At 36.7% G+C, this 17,734-nt stretch carries 23 protein-coding genes; 4 read left to right on the forward strand and 19 right to left on the reverse strand.

Annotation, left to right across the window (positions count from 1 at the left end):
- Positions 1 to 390: 390 nt before the first annotated feature.
- Positions 391 to 756 (forward strand): helix-turn-helix domain-containing protein, encoded by a 366-nt coding sequence (locus GO495_RS31430; RefSeq protein ID WP_157303925.1) that lies wholly within the window; start codon positions 391 to 393, stop codon positions 754 to 756.
- Positions 757 to 1,035: 279 nt separating this feature from the next.
- On the opposite strand, the gene GO495_RS31435 is transcribed toward GO495_RS31430, so the two are convergent.
- The 9 genes from GO495_RS31435 to GO495_RS31470 form a co-directional block, all read right to left on the reverse strand.
- Positions 1,036 to 1,266 carry a DUF2283 domain-containing protein gene (locus tag GO495_RS31435; protein WP_157303926.1) on the reverse strand — a complete coding sequence of 77 codons (231 nt, stop codon included), beginning with the start codon at positions 1,264 to 1,266 and terminating at the stop codon, positions 1,036 to 1,038.
- Positions 1,267 to 1,579: 313 nt separating this feature from the next.
- On the reverse strand, positions 1,580 to 2,068 hold the full coding sequence (locus GO495_RS31440; RefSeq protein ID WP_157303927.1) for a hypothetical protein: 489 nt from the start codon (positions 2,066 to 2,068) through the stop codon (positions 1,580 to 1,582).
- A gap of 7 nt (positions 2,069 to 2,075) precedes the next feature.
- On the reverse strand, positions 2,076 to 5,177 hold the full coding sequence (locus GO495_RS32570; protein ID WP_157303928.1) for an RHS repeat-associated core domain-containing protein: 3,102 nt from the start codon (positions 5,175 to 5,177) through the stop codon (positions 2,076 to 2,078).
- The gene (locus GO495_RS31450; RefSeq protein WP_157303929.1) at positions 5,177 to 5,458 is read right to left on the reverse strand and encodes a HEPN domain-containing protein; all 282 of its coding nucleotides are present in this window, start codon (positions 5,456 to 5,458) and stop codon (positions 5,177 to 5,179) included. Before GO495_RS31450 ends, GO495_RS32570 begins: the two co-directional genes overlap by 1 nt.
- A gap of 501 nt (positions 5,459 to 5,959) precedes the next feature.
- A complete protein-coding gene (locus GO495_RS31455; protein ID WP_157303930.1) occupies positions 5,960 to 6,391 on the reverse strand; it encodes a hypothetical protein in 432 nt (143 codons plus the stop codon).
- Between the two features lie 2 nt (positions 6,392 to 6,393).
- A complete protein-coding gene (locus GO495_RS31460; RefSeq protein WP_157303931.1) occupies positions 6,394 to 6,633 on the reverse strand; it encodes a hypothetical protein in 240 nt (79 codons plus the stop codon).
- A 16-nt stretch (positions 6,634 to 6,649) separates the two neighbouring features.
- The gene (locus GO495_RS32490; RefSeq protein ID WP_276611848.1) at positions 6,650 to 6,775 is read right to left on the reverse strand and encodes a hypothetical protein; all 126 of its coding nucleotides are present in this window, start codon (positions 6,773 to 6,775) and stop codon (positions 6,650 to 6,652) included.
- A 177-nt stretch (positions 6,776 to 6,952) separates the two neighbouring features.
- Complete coding sequence (locus tag GO495_RS31465; RefSeq protein ID WP_157303932.1) at positions 6,953 to 7,186, reverse strand: hypothetical protein; 234 nt, start codon at positions 7,184 to 7,186, stop codon at positions 6,953 to 6,955.
- Positions 7,173 to 8,282: an RHS repeat-associated core domain-containing protein gene (locus tag GO495_RS31470; RefSeq protein ID WP_157303933.1), complete on the reverse strand. Its 1,110-nt coding sequence runs from the start codon at positions 8,280 to 8,282 to the stop codon at positions 7,173 to 7,175. Before GO495_RS31470 ends, GO495_RS31465 begins: the two co-directional genes overlap by 14 nt.
- 404 nt (positions 8,283 to 8,686) lie before the next feature.
- Between GO495_RS31470 and GO495_RS31475 the strand changes: the two genes are divergently transcribed.
- A complete protein-coding gene (locus GO495_RS31475) occupies positions 8,687 to 9,076 on the forward strand; it encodes a hypothetical protein (RefSeq protein WP_157303934.1) in 390 nt (129 codons plus the stop codon).
- Between the two features lie 366 nt (positions 9,077 to 9,442).
- Here the strand turns inward: GO495_RS31475 and GO495_RS31480 are convergent, their stop codons facing one another.
- The 9 genes from GO495_RS31480 to GO495_RS31520 all read right to left on the reverse strand — a co-directional run bounded on the left by GO495_RS31480 (position 9,443) and on the right by GO495_RS31520 (position 15,422).
- The gene (locus GO495_RS31480; RefSeq protein WP_157303935.1) at positions 9,443 to 9,796 is read right to left on the reverse strand and encodes a hypothetical protein; all 354 of its coding nucleotides are present in this window, start codon (positions 9,794 to 9,796) and stop codon (positions 9,443 to 9,445) included.
- A gap of 4 nt (positions 9,797 to 9,800) precedes the next feature.
- Positions 9,801 to 10,067: a hypothetical protein gene (locus tag GO495_RS31485; RefSeq protein WP_157303936.1), complete on the reverse strand. Its 267-nt coding sequence runs from the start codon at positions 10,065 to 10,067 to the stop codon at positions 9,801 to 9,803.
- A gap of 2 nt (positions 10,068 to 10,069) precedes the next feature.
- Positions 10,070 to 12,472 (reverse strand): RHS repeat domain-containing protein, encoded by a 2,403-nt coding sequence (locus GO495_RS31490; RefSeq protein WP_157303937.1) that lies wholly within the window; start codon positions 12,470 to 12,472, stop codon positions 10,070 to 10,072.
- Positions 12,473 to 12,513: 41 nt separating this feature from the next.
- Positions 12,514 to 12,885 carry a hypothetical protein gene (locus tag GO495_RS31495; protein ID WP_157303938.1) on the reverse strand — a complete coding sequence of 124 codons (372 nt, stop codon included), beginning with the start codon at positions 12,883 to 12,885 and terminating at the stop codon, positions 12,514 to 12,516.
- A 33-nt stretch (positions 12,886 to 12,918) separates the two neighbouring features.
- Entirely contained in the window at positions 12,919 to 13,398 is a 480-nt protein-coding gene (locus GO495_RS31500; protein ID WP_157303939.1) for a hypothetical protein, read from the reverse strand.
- Between the two features lie 161 nt (positions 13,399 to 13,559).
- A complete protein-coding gene (locus GO495_RS31505; protein WP_157303940.1) occupies positions 13,560 to 13,979 on the reverse strand; it encodes a hypothetical protein in 420 nt (139 codons plus the stop codon).
- Positions 13,980 to 14,347: 368 nt separating this feature from the next.
- Complete coding sequence (locus GO495_RS31510) at positions 14,348 to 14,662, reverse strand: DUF6984 family protein (RefSeq protein WP_157303941.1); 315 nt, start codon at positions 14,660 to 14,662, stop codon at positions 14,348 to 14,350.
- A gap of 117 nt (positions 14,663 to 14,779) precedes the next feature.
- Positions 14,780 to 15,142 (reverse strand): hypothetical protein, encoded by a 363-nt coding sequence (locus GO495_RS31515; protein WP_157303942.1) that lies wholly within the window; start codon positions 15,140 to 15,142, stop codon positions 14,780 to 14,782.
- Complete coding sequence (locus GO495_RS31520) at positions 15,123 to 15,422, reverse strand: hypothetical protein (protein WP_157303943.1); 300 nt, start codon at positions 15,420 to 15,422, stop codon at positions 15,123 to 15,125. The genes GO495_RS31515 and GO495_RS31520 overlap by 20 nt, the downstream gene beginning before the upstream one ends.
- Before the next feature lie 446 nt (positions 15,423 to 15,868).
- Here GO495_RS31520 and GO495_RS31525 point away from each other — a divergent pair, with 446 nt between their 5' ends.
- Positions 15,869 to 16,474 (forward strand): TetR/AcrR family transcriptional regulator, encoded by a 606-nt coding sequence (locus tag GO495_RS31525; RefSeq protein ID WP_157303944.1) that lies wholly within the window; start codon positions 15,869 to 15,871, stop codon positions 16,472 to 16,474.
- A gap of 22 nt (positions 16,475 to 16,496) precedes the next feature.
- Here the strand turns inward: GO495_RS31525 and GO495_RS31530 are convergent, their stop codons facing one another.
- A complete protein-coding gene (locus GO495_RS31530) occupies positions 16,497 to 17,321 on the reverse strand; it encodes a LamG domain-containing protein (RefSeq protein ID WP_157303945.1) in 825 nt (274 codons plus the stop codon).
- Between the two features lie 131 nt (positions 17,322 to 17,452).
- Here GO495_RS31530 and GO495_RS31535 point away from each other — a divergent pair, with 131 nt between their 5' ends.
- Positions 17,453 to 17,692, forward strand: a complete 240-nt coding sequence (locus GO495_RS31535) for a DUF6965 family protein (protein ID WP_157303946.1) — start codon at positions 17,453 to 17,455, stop codon at positions 17,690 to 17,692.
- Positions 17,693 to 17,734 lie beyond the last annotated feature (42 nt).

A 17,734-nucleotide genomic window follows, 5' to 3' on the forward strand; every position in this document is an offset into this window, starting at 1 on the left:
AAGAAAAAACAGTTGAACTGATTAACTTAAACTCTTATTATTGCATATGGAAAGTGGCCCAATGACTCCCGAAATACCTGGCCCAGTATCCTCCGTTTTAACTGGCCCATCATCACCGTTATAGACATTAGATGCTAACATCAAAGCCATCCTCTCAAAGACCACCTGCAAAAGATGTCACTTTGCCTATCAGCGTGTATCAGAATAAAGACTCAGTATTTCCTGGTAACGTCCGTACTCTTTACCCAGCCTGATTCTTCACTTCCATTCAAAAATAAGTTTCTAATTTATCTACTGTAAATATATTAATTTGTTTCCTTTAAATCAACTTAAAAGTGTTTATTTTATCCACATATTGGCAATAGTTTCTTTTATCTATACTTTTAGAGCATGAATTTAGCTAACAACATTAAAACTATCCGCGAAGAAAAAGGCCTCATGCAAAAAGATGTTGCTAACCATATCGGCGTGGATAAATCAACATATAGCAAGATTGAAAAAGGATTGCGTGAGATCACTGTAGCTGAACTCCTGAAAATGTCGCAGCTATTTAATTGCTCCATCGATCAGATCGTTAACAATGAAGGGCAATTGCCGAGAGAAGTAATACTCGAAGATAAAAGTACTGTAGAACAGATGAGGCTTATTCAACAACTGGAAGAAGAAGACAAACAAATAATCTTACGCCTTATTGATAAAATGCTTACCAATAAAAAATTTAAAGACTTCTTTCAGAAAAATATTACTGCGTTATAATGAGAAAAGCGTGGCCTTTGAGACCACGCTTTGAGACCATAAAAAATAAGTAACCCTTCAAATACTGGATCAGCTGGATTTGGTTCTAATGTCTCTATGGCTGGTAATCATTGTGACCGTGGTTGATTAATTTTATAATATTCAATATTAAAGCTAAACCACTTACACTGATGTCCAAATCCACTTCCTACTCCATGATGTAAATATACTTTTAGTATTACCCTCATTATGTCTAGCAGGCCTTACATTCTTATTAAAAAGTATTATTTCTAACCGTTTCTACAAGTAGCTTTCTTTTGCTATTTGATTCAATTTTTCATCATCGAAATATTTAGATGCAGGTTGAATTTCCAGTCCCATAAGTTTGCCCCGATTATCAAATAACAACCCTATTTCGTCTTTTAATTCGCTAGGCCAAATTTCCTTTTCATAATTTATTTTATCTTTTTCAATATCATTTACAAACCAAATGTAAAGTCCATCAACTTCTTTGTCATATTCGTACTTCATATGTTTAAATTTTAAGGGAGGTGAAATCCTGTTTCAGGTCTAACACTCATTATTAATTTTCGGGTATCGTCGACAGCGACTTTAATGCCATTATAGTTAAATACCTTTATTATATTTCCAGCGAACTTACCTGTGCCAGTTTCATTAACTATAGTTCCTGCCTGTTGAGCACCATTACTTCTTTCCCAGCATTCATCAAGACAGTAAGCACAGACCATAAAGCATTTACTCATAAACGATAAATCCAGTCTACACAGACAGGGCTTATTCGTTTATGAGTAAATCAAATACTTTCAAATCTAATAAAGCTGAATTATTCTTTAGGAAAATGATCTACCCCTTCAATTATCCAATACTTTTCAGCATCCGGAATTAACGAATAGAAATCCTCATATAATCCTGTCCAATACTCTGGAACATATCTCTCAAAAGCCAGGCTTTCAGGAAAAAGAGAATAAAGTATGTTCTTATCAAAATCTAAAAAGAGCGCAGGAAATAATTCACCTTTTTCGTCCCAGCTTGTAATAGGCAAATTAAATTCAATGAGCCTTCTTAATTCCTCCCTATTTGTCGCTAATTCTACATTTCGTTCTTTAAACTCCAACCAATTATCCCTATTTAAAATATCAAGCCCTTCTCTTTCCGGAATTGTTGCTTTTTTGTTTGAAAAAGGATAAAAGATTTCCATCCATTTAGTATAATTCATGACCCAAATAGTCTTCTCACTTAGATACCAAAAGTATTCGTTATCATATCTAATTAACACTATAATATCATCTCCATATAGAGGATTTTTAATCATATAATTTTTATTGAGGTTTTATAACTTCGCCACTCCCTTTTACAGCATTTTCATTTATCCATTGTGTCCATATAGGTGGTAATTCGTATGAAGTACCAGGAGTAGTCGGATCCACTAATTTAGGTGCTAATCCACCTTGATTAGCAGGGTTTTTAGAATACTCGGCCTGCGGTATTGCATATTCTTTCAAAAAATCATCAAACCAGCCCGGTACTTTAAATTTAACAACGCTTGCTTCGGGCCTAAGTTTCAAGAAATGTTCCACATGCTCCCCATCTCCTGCACTAATATTTAAAGTAGTATTCTTCACTTTTACATTTCCAATTTCATTTACCGAAATGAGATTCCGGCTTGCTTTAGGAGGGGTGCCTCCTTGAACTCTAAAATATGTAACCTCACTACTTATCGCTTCATCTCTTGCTGCTATTTCATAAGTAGCAATCCCCACTCCTGTTGCGCCTGCTGCGCTTGGGCCAAATGCGGCAGATGCATCTCCTGTAGCCGCAGATACCATAGTATGCCCACCATTTACATACCATTTCCATCCAAATGATATGCCTCTACCTACAGCACTAAGCACTGCCGGCGCCTTCGCAACTACAAATACTGAACCCACAATAAACATTCCAGTCTGTGCACCATTTTGTGCACCGTATTCAGCGGCACCCAATGATGGTATATATGCATTTGCTGGAATCTGATGTCTCAAATTATCTGAAGACATCGATTCTGCCCATTTTCTCCCATTTTGGATTATATAATTAGCTTCTCCACCATCAAGATCTACTGCCTGCATAGGTGTATTACTTGCAAATTGGTATGGTGTTAACTCCGGATACTTAGGTGCCAGTGGATCCACACTAAAAAACCTCCCTAACCGCGGATCATACACCCGCAATCCATAATCCTGTTGGTTGCCTTCGCCTTTCACCTCATTGTCATTCTCCTTCCCGTTAAACCCATAGCGGTATTTACTACTACTGAATCCTCTCTCAGGCATCTGCATCCCAAACGGATAATACTCCTGAGAAGAAACAATTGCAGCGTCATAATGGTCGAATACACTTCCCGTAAAAATGCTGGTCTTCTTATCTGATACAGTTGCCAACACATTACCCAAATGGTTACTTAACTCAAAGAACTTCTTACCCCGAATAAAATTAATATTAAATCCTGAACCTAGCCCTGTTAAATTGACAGTCACTGGTGTTACACCGGATTCCATATTGGTATTCAATGTATTAATACCTAAACGGCTACTTCCATACAGGTGTGTTTCTGTTTGAGATAAAGTACCACTGTTAATTGCATTATCTCCCTTAGTATACACACTCATGACATTTCCGGAGGCATCACGCACATACCAGGTTTGTATGCCATTCACAGTTTTGCTAACACGGTTACCAGCCACATCGTAAGTATAGCTAATTGTTGTACCATCCGTTTTAGTGATAGCCGCTATCTTTCCATAAACATTCCATCTGATATTTTGAATACCTCCAGCACTGTCTTTTACAAGGTTTCCTACAGCATCATAGTCATAGTTACCAATTAACTGGTTATCAATGTCATTATCATAATTGGTAGCAGCAATATCATCTTTTATGAAATCAAGTTTATTCGTACCTGTCCTGTAGTTGTAACTCAGGCTATCCATTTGTTTGTTTGGAGCAGCCTTGTTACCGTAACGGTCATAAGTAAGAATATTACCATTCGCATCATAACTGATAGACTCTTTGTAATCAGATAAAGCGACGGGTGTCCATGTATTGGTAGCCTTATTCAACCCATTAGACGCCTGCATCTTTTTCAGCCTGTTAAGGACGTCGTAATTGTAGGAATACAGCAAAGGATTACCTAAAGAAGGCAGATTTTGACTGATAGCAGATATATTACCATTAAATAAAGAAGTTAAACCAGAGACAGCAGCAAATGGCGTTAATGTATTATTAACAGGTGAGTATTCATTGTTACCATAGTAGTGTAGTGCCAATCCAAACACATCTTTCGCTACCATACTTCCAGCAGCACCATCATGTCCCATGTCGAATGCTGACGTAACAGCGGTACTGTTTACGCCTTTTAACCAACCTTGTAATGTATATGCATAATCCAGTCCTTGTACCTGTTGCTGGCCTATTACCGCACGCGCCAGTGGTCCATGTTTATAGTATTGGTAAAATGCATCATTCTCCCAATAAATACTATCCTTGCTGGTCTCTACATTGGTTATTCTATTTTCTGCATCATAGCTATAACGGTGATAGAACGCATCCGGTTTTCCGGGTTGATAGGACACTGTATTTACTTTACCACTAATAAGATCATATTGATAAGCTATCTTTTTCCAACGGTTTCCATTGCCTGCATCGGCCATACCCCCTAGCTTGTAGTCCTGTAATAACAGGTTCACATTTCCATGGATATCATAGCTGTAGAAGGTACCTGCACTATAATAACCCGAAGCCTGTTCGGATGCTGAATTATAAATCGCTGACCAGGATACACGGTTGCGCAGATTTGTCGCATTCCATAACTCTCCTTCAAAAGGAGAAATAGATTCATCATACACGGTATGCGAGATCTCTCTTCTACTGCTACCGGCAGCATTCATCCAGGCAGTAAGTACAGATTCCTTTCGGCTAATGCTGTCTGATATGGGAGTTACACTAGTCAGTTCTCCTACTTCTGAAATACGCCCAAGAGGATCATACATCGAATAGCTATATGCATTTACTCCAGCTTGTTTAGCATTCTGCGAAACAGCCACCCTTCCTAATCGGTCATACCAGAACTTACTACCTCCTGCATCAGGCGTTTTTTGCGCTACTACCGCATTCAAAGTATTATATCTGTATTCCGTTGCCATTTTATGCTTAGGCACCAGCTTAACACCATTCAGCCTTGCTGTCTTCACACTGTCCAGCCACGATGCTGAACGGTTCTTGATCACACCAGCAGGTGGTATTGTTTTCACCAGGTTACCCGCCTGATCATAGTAGTAAAGTGTATAGTGATATTCGCTGGTACTATAAGTCACCGCAAACTTCTCTAAAGAAGCTGCTGTTAATGCAGTACGAATGTAATCCTCATTAAAAGTATTCTTCACTATACCAATACAACAGCATTATACGCACGCTCCGCGGCTTGGTACAGGTAAAAGACCGCGTTTTTCAGGCTGCCCCTGTTCAATACGTTTTGTGCATCTATGTAAAATTCCTGTGCGCTCCTATACCACTGGTCATAATATTTCTGCGCAATAACTTTGGCTTCTGCCGCACTTAAAGGCTTGCGCTCGGCCAGGGCTACGTTACCGCTGTCGTACAACAGGATACCTTCTTTTTCTATATCAGTAAAAAAGTATTGCCCCTCTGCATTCCTGACACACAAAACGAGTCTTTATCGTAAGTACGATACAGGCTTGTTTTGTGTGGTGGAGATTGTCAGTCGTTTAAGTGATCATCAGGGCCTTTATTTATTTTTAACACAACGTCCTCTAACTAACTGACATACTATTTTCTGAGAATTTTAATTGAATCGAATAATAATGATGCAAACATTACTCTTAAGGAAAACATTTCAGGCTGACGGTGTGCTTACCTTCAGGTTGTTTGATATATAAGTCTCCCGCTGCATGGTAATAACGTAAAAGCGTATTCGAAAAAACACTTTTTACATCATATAATTCATTCGACCTCTTTTATTATTCCTGCAATATGAAAATACTGCTTAAATTATGATACGCACTAATATCCAGCAAATTGGTCAATACCCCTTTCATTTAGCATCCGCCTTTATTTTATCTATTTCTGGTTGTCATAGTAATTCTCCAGCATTCTTAAATGCTTCTAATACATCCCCAATATTATATGGTTTTGTGGATCCATCCACTTATAAATATAAAGGCAGATTAATCTTTACAGGAACAGACTTATTAAGACAAGCGCCAGGTTTCCATTTAGGCATTTTACATAATACTTTTAATAATTCTTTTTCTACCAACGTTAATTCATTTTTATTCCGGCCCCTTACCCTTGCTGCGATAATAGAACCATCTATATCTACCACAAACTGAATTCTAAAGGATGCCTGAAAATCTGACTTATCAGGATACCTAAAGTTTTTAGCAATAAACTTTAACATTGCAGGATTTCCACCTGGATACTCAGGCATTTCATCTACATATGTAAACACATTCATCATGGCTAAAGAATCAAATTCATAAGGACAATTTAAATTCATATCCTTTTTGTAATCTACTCCTCTATTATAAGAAGATATAGATATTACCATTACACATAAAGCAATGTAAATCTCTTTCACAGTTATTTTTTAGTTGGAACAGCTTGTCTTGGTGGATTAAACCAATAATCATCATAATACTGCATAGCTCGTTTTTGATTAACTTCGTTGCTAGATTTACTGTCATATTTAGGTTGAACTCCATACCCTTGCATCTGCAATCGAATTTCATTCAGAAGAAACTTAACCTGATCACCCGTTACTAGAGTTGCCTTCTTACTTTTCCACAAATCACCTAAACGAGTCCCATTAATACTAATCATTCCATAATTCATTATATTATAGAAAAGTAGCGCCCGCACCGTCACCCTTGTATTCAACTTGTTTACCCACATAGTAATCACCCGTCTTTTTATCTTTTCCTATATCACCACCACCATGAAGCACCTTGTAAGCAAAAGCCATAAACTTAGACTTAAAATCACCATTAGGGTCATTGTAATAAATAGGAAAGCAAGAAAGAACAATAATGCCTTTCTTGCCTTCGCCCCTACAACATGGATATTTTAATCTGACTTTACAACCAAATCTCAATTTTTCAACTTATTCCTAATACGCCTAGTTAGAGTCAGACAACCTATCTTACTCTGGCTTATAGATAATAGGATCTTTATCAAAGCCATTCCAGAAGACATGTAATCTTCCACAAACCTTACACTTCGCTACTATATTAAATTTCTCATATAATTTATCTGGATCTATGCAATCAGCATAAACTTCGTCAAAATTCTCATCAGATATAATAAGTAATTGGTTGGGGCTAGGAATTTCGCTCAGCCCGATTATATTTCCACAAGTACATTCAATTTTTGGCATTTTTTGGCAATATTACAATGTCTTTAATATTTTTTGCTGTACTTCGAACTCTTTGCAAAACATTTCCTCCTAAATCCTCCGCGGTAACCGTAGTTTGAGACAAATCTAGTACAATACCTGTTGTTTGAGAGTTCTTCTTCCTCATATTTGTTATAATATTATTCACCTTATCTGACTTTGGAGTGAAAACATCATAGTTTGTTCCATCGACTACTAAATCTGAAGTCCCTCCTTGGGCCCGTGTCCCCTTTGGTGAACGTAACAACACATCATATCCTAATCCTTTCATATATTTAGCTGCATTAATCTCGCTTTCGGAAAATTGACCTCCCTCTTCAATCCTTAAAGTTCCTATACGCGGCGCCTGTACTCGTGAAACGAATGGAGTAGGCTCAACATTAACTCGTTCTGGAAAAACACTTGAATTTTTTTCAGGAATACCACCAAGCGACAAAGCAATATCATCTACCGCCCCCCACTTAATAGCTCCATTATCACCAGAAAGTTTATACCCTAGAGCTCCAAAAGGGCCTTTGGCTATACTTTCGCCAACAGCGGCATCATGCTGATTTTTAATATATGCAACCCTCTCTCTAACAACTGATGCTGGCCCCATGTAACCATTGCCATATATATCCGCCAATAGTATATGTCCCTCAGGTAACCTTGTACTTTCACTTGCAACCTTGTCTGCTTGCGCCATCTTTATTTCAGCCTTTCGCTTCAAGGCAGAAGCCTGAAGCTCTATCCACTGTTCAGCTCCATCAAGATCAATAGCTTGTATCGGCGTATTTCCTGCAAACTGATACGGCGTGTACCAGGCAAAATCCTTTGTCAATGGATCCACACTCAAAAATTTCCCACTCCTCGAATCATACACACGCATCCCATAATCCTGCTGATTTCCCTCTCCTTTCACCTCATTATCATTCTCTTTCCCATTAAACCCATAACGGTACTTACCGCTACTGAATCCTCTACCTGGCATCTGCATGCCAAACGGATAATACTCCTGAGCAGAAACAATATCAGCTTCATAATGATCAAATACACTTCCAGTGAAGATACTAGTTTTCTTATCTGATACTGTCGCCAATACATTACCCAGATGATTACTTAACTCAAAGAACTTCTTACCCCGAATAAAATTATATTAAATGCGGAACCTCGTCCAGCTAAATTAACCGTCACTAGTGTAATACTGGGTTCCATATTGGCATTCAGTGTATTATTATCAGAAAGAGTTAATAACAGAGAGCCTATACCCATTAGCCGTCCTTAAAACATTCCCGGCTATGATTTTATTACGTTAAGAATATATATATTTGAAGGAAGCACGGGATACTCTGAGTTGTATATTACATTATATTTCCAGAAAATAATTATACCTATGATCAAGTATGGTTTGGTATTGACGCATGAACTCAAGCTACCAGTACTTTGAGCTAAAGAAATGCAGGATTCGATATTTCGTCTTTGTGAAAAGATAAACCAGAATATATGATAGATGCATCTATTTTACCTTTTTTAATTGAAAAATTTGATAAACTAATTATCAAATATAATTTGGCGTTGGATGCTTATAAAAATGGAGGAGGAGCAACTTTAAGCAATAAGAATGTTAAAATTCATGTAATAATATATTCATGGCGGGATGAAGGAGGTGTGAGTATTGTTATTGACATTATTAAACCTGATAAAAAATATTATTTCTCCGATTTACTGGCAGAGATAGGAGTTGATACTGAAATCGAATACAACAATTTAGAGGAACAAGGCTTACTTAATTATGAAAATGATGAGAAGAAAATTATTGCGGGAGCGGCCATTATATTAGAAAAGTACTGCAGTAGGATTCTTACAGGTGAACTTGATTTAGCTACTGGTTAAAGGTTCTTTACCTAATTAACGACTGAGTGATTATGTATAATTGTTCCGATTGTCGCGAGTAAAATTTTAGACAGCTGGTGGTAAATTGTCCTGGTGTTTTTCTACAGCATTACCAGTTCATTTTTATCATACGAATAAATCGAACTATCAAGAAAAAGACGACTTTTTATCTTCTTGATTATCATATTTATTATTTCTTGTAGCATTATCCTTAAAAGCAATCAATCATACTTATATTCAATTAATTACAGTTTGTAAATTTATTTATGTCATAATTACCCAATAAAAAAGAAGGTGCATTGAAACACCTTCTTTTTTATTTAGATTGCTGATTGTTCTGGTTTGTCTGACTATCTGACCAACAGATTAAGAATTATAAATATCATGCATGAATTCTACATCCTGATTATTTAAAATATGAGCTTGCCCGTCATTGTCATTCTTGTACCATAATTCTAATCTGCCTTTATCTGGCCCATCTTCGATAGCCCTTACTCCATCTAAAACACAGAAAAAACCAAAGAGAGCACTTTGTGCTGATTCCGTAATTATTTCTTTTAAAACCTCTCTATCTTCCAGACTCAATTTATTATATAATAATGACATCCTTTTCAATTTTTCACTTGGAAGCGTGGTTTCATCTAATTCCTCCAATAGATTGCTTATTGTAGTATCCTCTACTACTTTTTTAATCGTGAGTATAAATTCTTCAGTATTCATTGATTTACTTTTTAAATGACTCAGGATATTTTTTTCTATTCAGTTCAATTATCTTCAACAAAACATTAATTGGAATCAGTGAATGTTGGCGTAAGTTCCAAATTTCTTTTGCCATCAGATCTCTTGCACTAAACACATCTTCAAATCTTGCCATCTTAAGGTTTTGGTGTGCTTTGAATCGTAGCGCAATGGCTACACCAGTTTTAACATTAAAATTTTTTATCAATCGCTTACTATCTCTAATATTAGGTATATGATGCAGATCGTACATATTTATGGTACTTTAGGTATTCTTGGAGGTCTAATATACGAATTAGGATGTTGCTTTTTAGCTAAATCTACTATCCATTGAATAACTTCTCTTGGCACTGCTACTTGTCGCATATTTTGGGCATCTCTGGCTAAAAGCTCTCTGGCAGAACCTAAATAAGACCCTTTTAAACGAGGTATTAATCTATGAACTTTTTCATTCAGGGCAACTGCTGTCCCAGTCGCTCTGGTATATCCTGGAATTATCTGATTTGCGGCATGCGCTTGTGGAACATGGTGCAAATCCAGTTTATCACCTGATACAGAATTCTTTTCCAAATCTTTAAACTCTCCTACGTCATATTCTTGGACAGGAGCAGCAGGAGGCTTAGTTGCCTTTGCCAATAAACTTACTGCTGTTTGAATTTGAGTTGCTGCTTTAACGGCAACAACTTCGCTATTACTTACCATTGCAAGTTGAGGTGCCACGCCACCTCCGCCGCCAGGGGTAGGTGTTGCATATTGTGCTACTGTACTTGCTGCATCATACCAACCAGCATTCTGCTCATTTATTCCAACGCTTTCAGCAGATCGATGAATAAGTCCCAAAGAAAGTGCTCTGTTCGCGCCGTCCATCATTCCAAGACTGGAGGCTCCAAGTTGGTCCTGCGTAGCTTTAAATCCAGCACCCCACCCCTTAAAGCTAATGGTAAAGAAATTTGCTTGATATACTATGCCGTTCCACAACTTGCGAAACGGGCTAGGATTATCTTCGTCACCTGGACCTCCCGGAGTATTACCTAACAGATCACTATACAGTAAAGGGCTATTATTTAATACAGCGTATTCACTTATCCCCATGGTTGGCTTAGGATCTAAATTCCATCTTCTTCCTGTCCTCGTATCATACTCCCAGAACAAAGCTGTATTATGATTTCCTTCTATTTCGTCAGACTTCTCTTGTCCATTAAATCCATAACGATACTTAATACTACTAAGTCCTCTACCTGGCATTTGCATACCAAATGGATAATACTCCTGTGCAGAAACAATATCAGCTTCATAATGATCAAATACACTTCCAGTGAAGATACTATTTTTCTTATCTGATACTGTCGCCAATACATTACCCAGATGATTACTTAACTCAAAGAACTTCTTACCCCGAATAAAATTAATATTAAATCCTGAACCTAGTCCAGTTAAATTGACCGTCACTGGTGTTACACCGGATTCCATATTGGTATTCAATGTATTAATACCTAAACGGCTACTTCCATACAGGTGAGTTTCTGTTTGAGAAAAAGCACCACTGTTAATGGTGTTATCCCCTTTAGTATACACACTCATAACATTTCCGGAGGCATCACGTACATACCATGTCTGAACCCCATTCACCGTCTTGCTAACACGGTTACCGGTCACATCGTAAGTATAACCAATGGTAGTACCATCCGTTTTAGTAATAGTAGAGATCTTTCCGTAAACATTCCAGCTTATATTACGAATACTACCAGCACTATCTTTTACTAGATTTCCTATAGCGTCATAATCATAGTTACCAATTAACTGGTTATCAATATCATTATCATAATTAGCAGCCGCAATATCATCCTTTATGAACTCAAGTTTATTCGTACCTGTTTTGTAGCTGTAAGCCAGGCTATCCATTTGTTTATTGGGCATAGCCTTGTTACCATAACGGTCATAGGTAAGAATGTTACCATTTGCATCATAACTGATAGATTCCTTATAATCAGATAAAGCGACAGGTGTCCAGGTATTGGTAGTGGTGTTTAAACCATTAGAAGCCTGCATTTTTTTAAGCCTGTTAAGGACGTCGTAACTGTAGGAATACAGCAAAGGATTACCTAAAGACGGTAAATTCTGACTGATAGCAGATATATTACCATCGAATAAAGAAGTTAAACCAGTGACAGAAGCAAATGGTGACACAGTGTTGTTAACTGGTGAGTATTCACCGTTGCCATAGTGGTGAAGCGCAAGTCCAAATACATCTTTTGCAACCATACTTCCAGCAGCACCATCATGTCCCATGTCGAATGCTGACGTAACAGCGGTACTGTTTACGCCTTTTAACCAACCTTGTAATGTATATGCATAATCCAGTCCTTGTACCTGTTGCTGGCCTATTACCGCACGCGCCAGTGGTCCATGTTTATAGTATTGGTAAAATGCATCATTCTCCCAATAAATACTATCCTTGCTGGTCTCTACATTGGTTATTCTATTTTCTGCATCATAGCTATAACGGTGATAGAACGCATCCGGTTTTCCGGGTTGATAGGACACTGTATTTACTTTACCACTAATAAGATCATATTGATAAGCTATCTTTTTCCAACGGTTTCCATTGCCTGCATCGGCCATACCCCCTAGCTTGTAGTCCTGTAATAACAGGTTCACATTTCCAGGTTTTGGAAACGATGTAGGTTCTAGATTACAATCTATTCCCGTCCTTCTAAAAAGAAGTCATCAAACGAGTATTTAAGATCCAAAGAATCTACTGTAACCAAATTCACTAAACCAGAAGTGATAAATTCAAAGTCAGCATTCAAATCAACTACTCTAGTAACAGGTTCTAATATTTCTTTATTCTCCTCTTTATAAATTTTTATTTCAGCATTCTTCCACGAAAATGGGCCTCTAATATAATCGCAAGTAATTCCAATAATATATAAATCCTTTTTTTCATTATGTCGCGACAACCGAATTGCTAAACGTTTATGGGAGATATGAAACAACCAGACCTGCGCATTTGCGCCACGATATTTTTCCAACACTTCATCAAAATTATTACGATCTATGACTTTATCCATTTATCTTTCTATCTGACAACAATGTTTAAATTATTACTTATGATTACCTAACTCAAATATTTTATTTTTAGGAAGCATCTCCTCAGATAATCCATTCACAGTTAACGGCTCTTTGCTTACATAAAATGAAAAAGTATTTATAGAAGGTCTATATTTATTATAACCGGAACTCCCAATAGTTCTTTCAAAAATTACGTTGGTTTTAGGGAACCCTCCCCAACTTAATTTTATAATGGTATCTGTATTGTAATAATAACAATTCATATCATACTTCCCCGCAGGGAATTCATTCGTTTTAACCTTAAAAAATTGAGGATCTTTTGTAATTAAATAAACATATCCATTATTAAAACTTAAAGGTTGAATGGAATTATTACTACTGTCATTAAATATAATATTTACCCATCCGGTATAATTTAACGGAATATAAATATTTACGCTCTGATTACTTCCCCTATCAGAACAACAAAGAAAAAAAGGAATAAAGAAAAGTACTATAATTAGACGTGTCATTATATTTATTTATGAAATGTGCTATTCATTCTTGCGAAACAGCCACCAGACAATAAAAAAATTAAGAAATTATTTTTATTCGAATTTGACTAAATCAAGATAATTGATTTCTTTATAAAACTTCTATTTGAGATAATCACGTCAGATTATATAAAATTACTTTACTTAATAGGGAAGTTACTATGTAGGGTATAGTAAGAGTCATCAGTAAATTCAAAAATTAATTCTCCATCTGTACTTATTCCTGAGACACCAAAACTATTCTCATTGACAATATCCTCCCAGTTGTCTGAAAACAAAATACTTGACAATTCAATAATTGGACTACCAGGATTTAATTCCAAAATTATTTTCCTTTCTGGATTGCAAAGTTTACTTCTTTTTAAAAGAATTGTTATATCATCGTTGCCAATATAATCATAAAAAAAAGAAAAACCTTTCATTGATTTCCAATCCACATGTGTCCGATAAATATGTTGACTTTTATTGATTGGATATCCAAATGATAATAATTTTTTTTCAAAAAATGTATTATTATATTCTGATAGAACTTTAATATCATTATTTTTAAAAAATTTCATTTTACTATTTTTTTATAATTCTCTATGCTGTTTTAACTAATGTTTATCGGCTTTAACAACTTCATTTTTTTTTCATTCTTTCTACCTGTTCCTGACTACTGTTAAACTGAATTGCTCCTTTTTGTTTTCCATTTTTCCAGTTATAATGAGCCCCTTTTTGAGCGTCATAATCCAATCTTAGCTATTTATACAATCCGTCCTCTCCAACCCAACGAAAACCGGTAATACCATCTTGTCGAGAACCAAATTTACCGCTCATTACTTCCGCATCTTTAGGTATATCTCCTATTATAGACTTCTTTCAAAAAAATATCGCTACTCTATAATATAATAAGCGTAGCCAATAACGACTACGCTTACTATAAGTTTTATTCGATCATTCCAGGAATTTTAATCAAAGGGCTAAAATCCGTCTTCCAAATATCAAGTTCTAGTAAATACCCTTTGCAATCTATATTTAAAGATGCAATTACATCTATTCCGTCTTCGTCTGTAAACTGATATTCACTAACTTGCTCGCCAAATAATCGGTCCTCATCTATTATTCCAGAAGGGAATAAATGCAAACTACCCATCCCTGCATCCTCCATTGTTTGTACTAGTAAATCAACTTTCCAATCAAATAGAAACGCTTTTGAGGCTTTTTTAATTAAGATTTCAAGAAGCCTCTCTTCTTGCGGCAACGGCCGTCTTTTTTATTGAACTCCATGGATATCACATGAAATCTTATTACGAACAGTGTCGATCCATAGTGCAAGATATATTCACATTATGATAAAAGTTGTGGGCCACTAATAAGTTTAATGATACACAATTTCGTCTTTTAATTCAATTGTTTTCGCAACTATATAAGTAGGTAAAGTGTCTTCACAGTTAAATTTAAAAATGCTAAGATCTTGTTGAATCCAATATCCCATATTTAACTCTTTCGCAGCTTCATCTGATATCAATTCCAAGCACAACTTGCCTGGAATAATTTGCCAATTTAAAGTACCTAGGATAGCATAAACATCATTAAAAACAATTTCAAAATTATGATAATAAATAAAATCTTTACTTCCGGCAACTAAAAGGGTTTCCTTTTGAAGAGATAAAACCGAGAATTCAAAGAAATAAAGGTCCTTTACTTTATTATTAATTATATCAATAACCTCTGAAAACATATCTTATTTTTAAGTGAAAAATCAATTCCTCTTTGTCTTTTGTTTTAGATTGATAATAAAGGTCATACATCACATTCCCGTGTACCGCCAGTAAAGGTTTACGCTGATTAACAAATACAGGTAATTGCCTTTCTTTCCGGATATGCATCACATAACCGGTTACGGTATCATACGTCTGGCGGGATAATGGAATGAGAACAACGGTAGCAGACTTACATCCTCCCGGCGTATAGTAGATAAGGTTATCTGTAAATTTTTGCGGGTCCCTGAAATAAGGCATTGTTATATTCCATCGGGTACAGTATCCGGAAATCTCCCTAGACAATGCCGATTGACAGTATACATTGCATACTGCAAAAAGAAAAATAAGCACGAGGGATACAAAAAATTTCACGGCAAGTTCTGGATTCTAATGTTGGTATAAGGAAGTTTAAGAGGGAGTAAACCGGGCATAAACATATATTCTCATTCACTTTTGATGAATGATAAACATGATAATAACAGATTACGGGGGTATAAATGCTTAATGCTGTACAATTAAATCTAGCACATGACGAAATACTTGTCTCAAAAATTGTCCCTTAAATTACCCTGCAAACATAACTGTTTTTTCAAATAATTACTATTAATAAATAAAAGAAAAATCTTTACGTGTACTTGCATTGTTAAAAGATACAACAGTATTTCATTTTTATCCTTAATTTTATGTACCAAATGGTCGGTACTATGAATGAATCAAAGGAGCACATTTTAGTCACATCACTGAGACTTTTCCTGCAGAAAAACTTCAAGGAAGTAACCATGAAACAGATCGTGGAAGAAACCGGCATGTCCAAAGGTGCGTTCTATCATTACTTTAGCAGTAAAGAGCAGGTGTTTGAAGAAGTAATACAACACTTCTTCATGGATATGATGTCTATAGATTTCAGTAAAATTCCATTCCATTCCTTAAAACAATTCTATACGGAAATACTGGCAGAATCAGAAAATAAAAGGAAGAAGTCCATGAAATTGATCGGTGGTAATAAAGAGCTGACCTTTACAGCCAACCTTTACTACCTCATTTTTGATGCGATGAAGATTCTCCCCGGCTTCAAAGAAACGCTCCTGCTTTATCAGAAAGAAGAAGTAAAAGCATGGACAGCGAGGGTAAAACATGCCCGGGAAAATGGTGAGATTGAATCTGAAATGAGTGATGCCCAGCTGGCCAAATTATTCATCTACACAGGTGATGGTATCGGCATCAGCAGGATTATGGAAGAGAACAGCAACAAAATAGGAAGCGAACTAAAACCCCTCTGGGATGGGTTATATAAGGCGATAAAAGTATAAAAGCCACAGGTTCCCTCAACCATTAATAGGTCCTTGTTCTTCCGATATAAATATTACGGGCATTGAAATAAGTATCAGCCGTAGGCCCGGGAGCCCCGCTGGAACCTTCCATCTGCATATTAATGATCACATACAAAGGCTTGCCCACGAAGTTGGCATTATGCACCGCCTTCCATACACCATCAATATAATAATGGATATCTACGTTGGTAGCACTCACTTTGGTGATCCATGCCCGGTAAGTATGCCAGCTGCCGGGAGAAGATACCGTCGTCAGCGTACTGGATACATCAGAAGATGTTCTGAAAGTATTCTGCCAGTTGGTAGCGCTGCCCTTAAACTCCATAATATCACTTTCAGGAGGCCAGCTGTTTACGCCTGTTAACCAGAATGCAGGCCAGGAACCGGTTACAGTAGGTACCTGAAAATCACATTTCACTTCCCAGTTGGGAAACTGATCGTTTACAAGTACATGTTCTTTTGTATTGATAGCACCGGAATGATAATGAATGGCCAGGTGCGGATCAGAAGTACTGGTGCCTTCATCCCAGGTAATTTTTGCAGCTTTTATTGTTAATATACTATTGTTTAAATAAATATGATTATGATCCGTACTGCTGCCATACATACGTGCGCTGCCGTTATGATCGGATCCCCAGGGATACAGATAATTCCAGGCAGCTTCAAAAGCGGTGTAATTCGCAAAACTACTGCTGTCTAAAACAGTTTCCCAGGTGTCTGCTGCTACAGCAGCCAGTTGTTGCTGCTGTAAAGATGGCTTGATGCCGGCAGTTTTCTGACAGGCAAACAAAAATGGGACGAGAAGGATTGTGATGATCGTTTTCATAAAGCGGATTTTTGTATTAAAGAATATAGTTGCGAAACCTGTGGCCAGTGTTGGGTTATTGATAATTGTCGGATTAACACTTACAATATAATAAAAAAAACTGGACAGATATTTGCTATACGCGGTTTAATATGAAATATGCCGACAAAGACATCCAGGAGATGGAGGATTTTTTTTCTACTGCCGAATTGCCACAATCAATTGAATTATCAAAGGGAAGTAAGATTATCGACCTTAAAGCATTTGTATTCAGCCACCTGGCTATTATCAAACTGAGGAAAGGAGTAGGTATCTTCGAAGTATTTTACGAGCGTCTGCTTTTCGTAAAGAACAAACTGACACAGAACGATACGGCTAACAAAGCAGCATAATGAGAGGGCTGACCTGGAAACAAACAGGTCAGCCCTCTGATC

Source organism: Chitinophaga oryziterrae (genome assembly GCF_009758125.1).
GTDB classification, from domain to species: domain Bacteria; phylum Bacteroidota; class Bacteroidia; order Chitinophagales; family Chitinophagaceae; genus Chitinophaga; species Chitinophaga oryziterrae.

Excerpts from the sequence above, each read along its gene's own strand:
- GO495_RS31430 (WP_157303925.1), top strand. The coding sequence starts at position 391 with ATGAATTTAGCTAACAACATTAAAACTATCCGCGAAGAAAAAGGCCTC.
- GO495_RS31435 (WP_157303926.1), bottom strand. The coding sequence starts at position 1,266 with ATGAAGTACGAATATGACAAAGAAGTTGATGGACTTTACATTTGGTTT.
- GO495_RS31440 (WP_157303927.1), bottom strand. The coding sequence starts at position 2,068 with ATGATTAAAAATCCTCTATATGGAGATGATATTATAGTGTTAATTAGA.
- GO495_RS31460 (WP_157303931.1), bottom strand. The coding sequence starts at position 6,633 with ATGATTAGTATTAATGGGACTCGTTTAGGTGATTTGTGGAAAAGTAAG.
- GO495_RS32490 (WP_276611848.1), bottom strand. The coding sequence starts at position 6,775 with ATGGCTTTTGCTTACAAGGTGCTTCATGGTGGTGGTGATATAGGAAAA.
- GO495_RS31465 (WP_157303932.1), bottom strand. The coding sequence starts at position 7,186 with ATGCCAAAAATTGAATGTACTTGTGGAAATATAATCGGGCTGAGCGAA.
- GO495_RS31475 (WP_157303934.1), top strand. The coding sequence starts at position 8,687 with ATGATAGATGCATCTATTTTACCTTTTTTAATTGAAAAATTTGATAAA.
- GO495_RS31480 (WP_157303935.1), bottom strand. The coding sequence starts at position 9,796 with ATGAATACTGAAGAATTTATACTCACGATTAAAAAAGTAGTAGAGGAT.
- GO495_RS31485 (WP_157303936.1), bottom strand. The coding sequence starts at position 10,067 with ATGTACGATCTGCATCATATACCTAATATTAGAGATAGTAAGCGATTG.
- GO495_RS31495 (WP_157303938.1), bottom strand. The coding sequence starts at position 12,885 with ATGGATAAAGTCATAGATCGTAATAATTTTGATGAAGTGTTGGAAAAA.
- GO495_RS31500 (WP_157303939.1), bottom strand. The coding sequence starts at position 13,398 with ATGACACGTCTAATTATAGTACTTTTCTTTATTCCTTTTTTTCTTTGT.
- GO495_RS31505 (WP_157303940.1), bottom strand. The coding sequence starts at position 13,979 with ATGAAATTTTTTAAAAATAATGATATTAAAGTTCTATCAGAATATAAT.
- GO495_RS31515 (WP_157303942.1), bottom strand. The coding sequence starts at position 15,142 with ATGTTTTCAGAGGTTATTGATATAATTAATAATAAAGTAAAGGACCTT.
- GO495_RS31520 (WP_157303943.1), bottom strand. The coding sequence starts at position 15,422 with ATGCCTTATTTCAGGGACCCGCAAAAATTTACAGATAACCTTATCTAC.
- GO495_RS31525 (WP_157303944.1), top strand. The coding sequence starts at position 15,869 with ATGAATGAATCAAAGGAGCACATTTTAGTCACATCACTGAGACTTTTC.
- GO495_RS31530 (WP_157303945.1), bottom strand. The coding sequence starts at position 17,321 with ATGAAAACGATCATCACAATCCTTCTCGTCCCATTTTTGTTTGCCTGT.
- GO495_RS31535 (WP_157303946.1), top strand. The coding sequence starts at position 17,453 with ATGAAATATGCCGACAAAGACATCCAGGAGATGGAGGATTTTTTTTCT.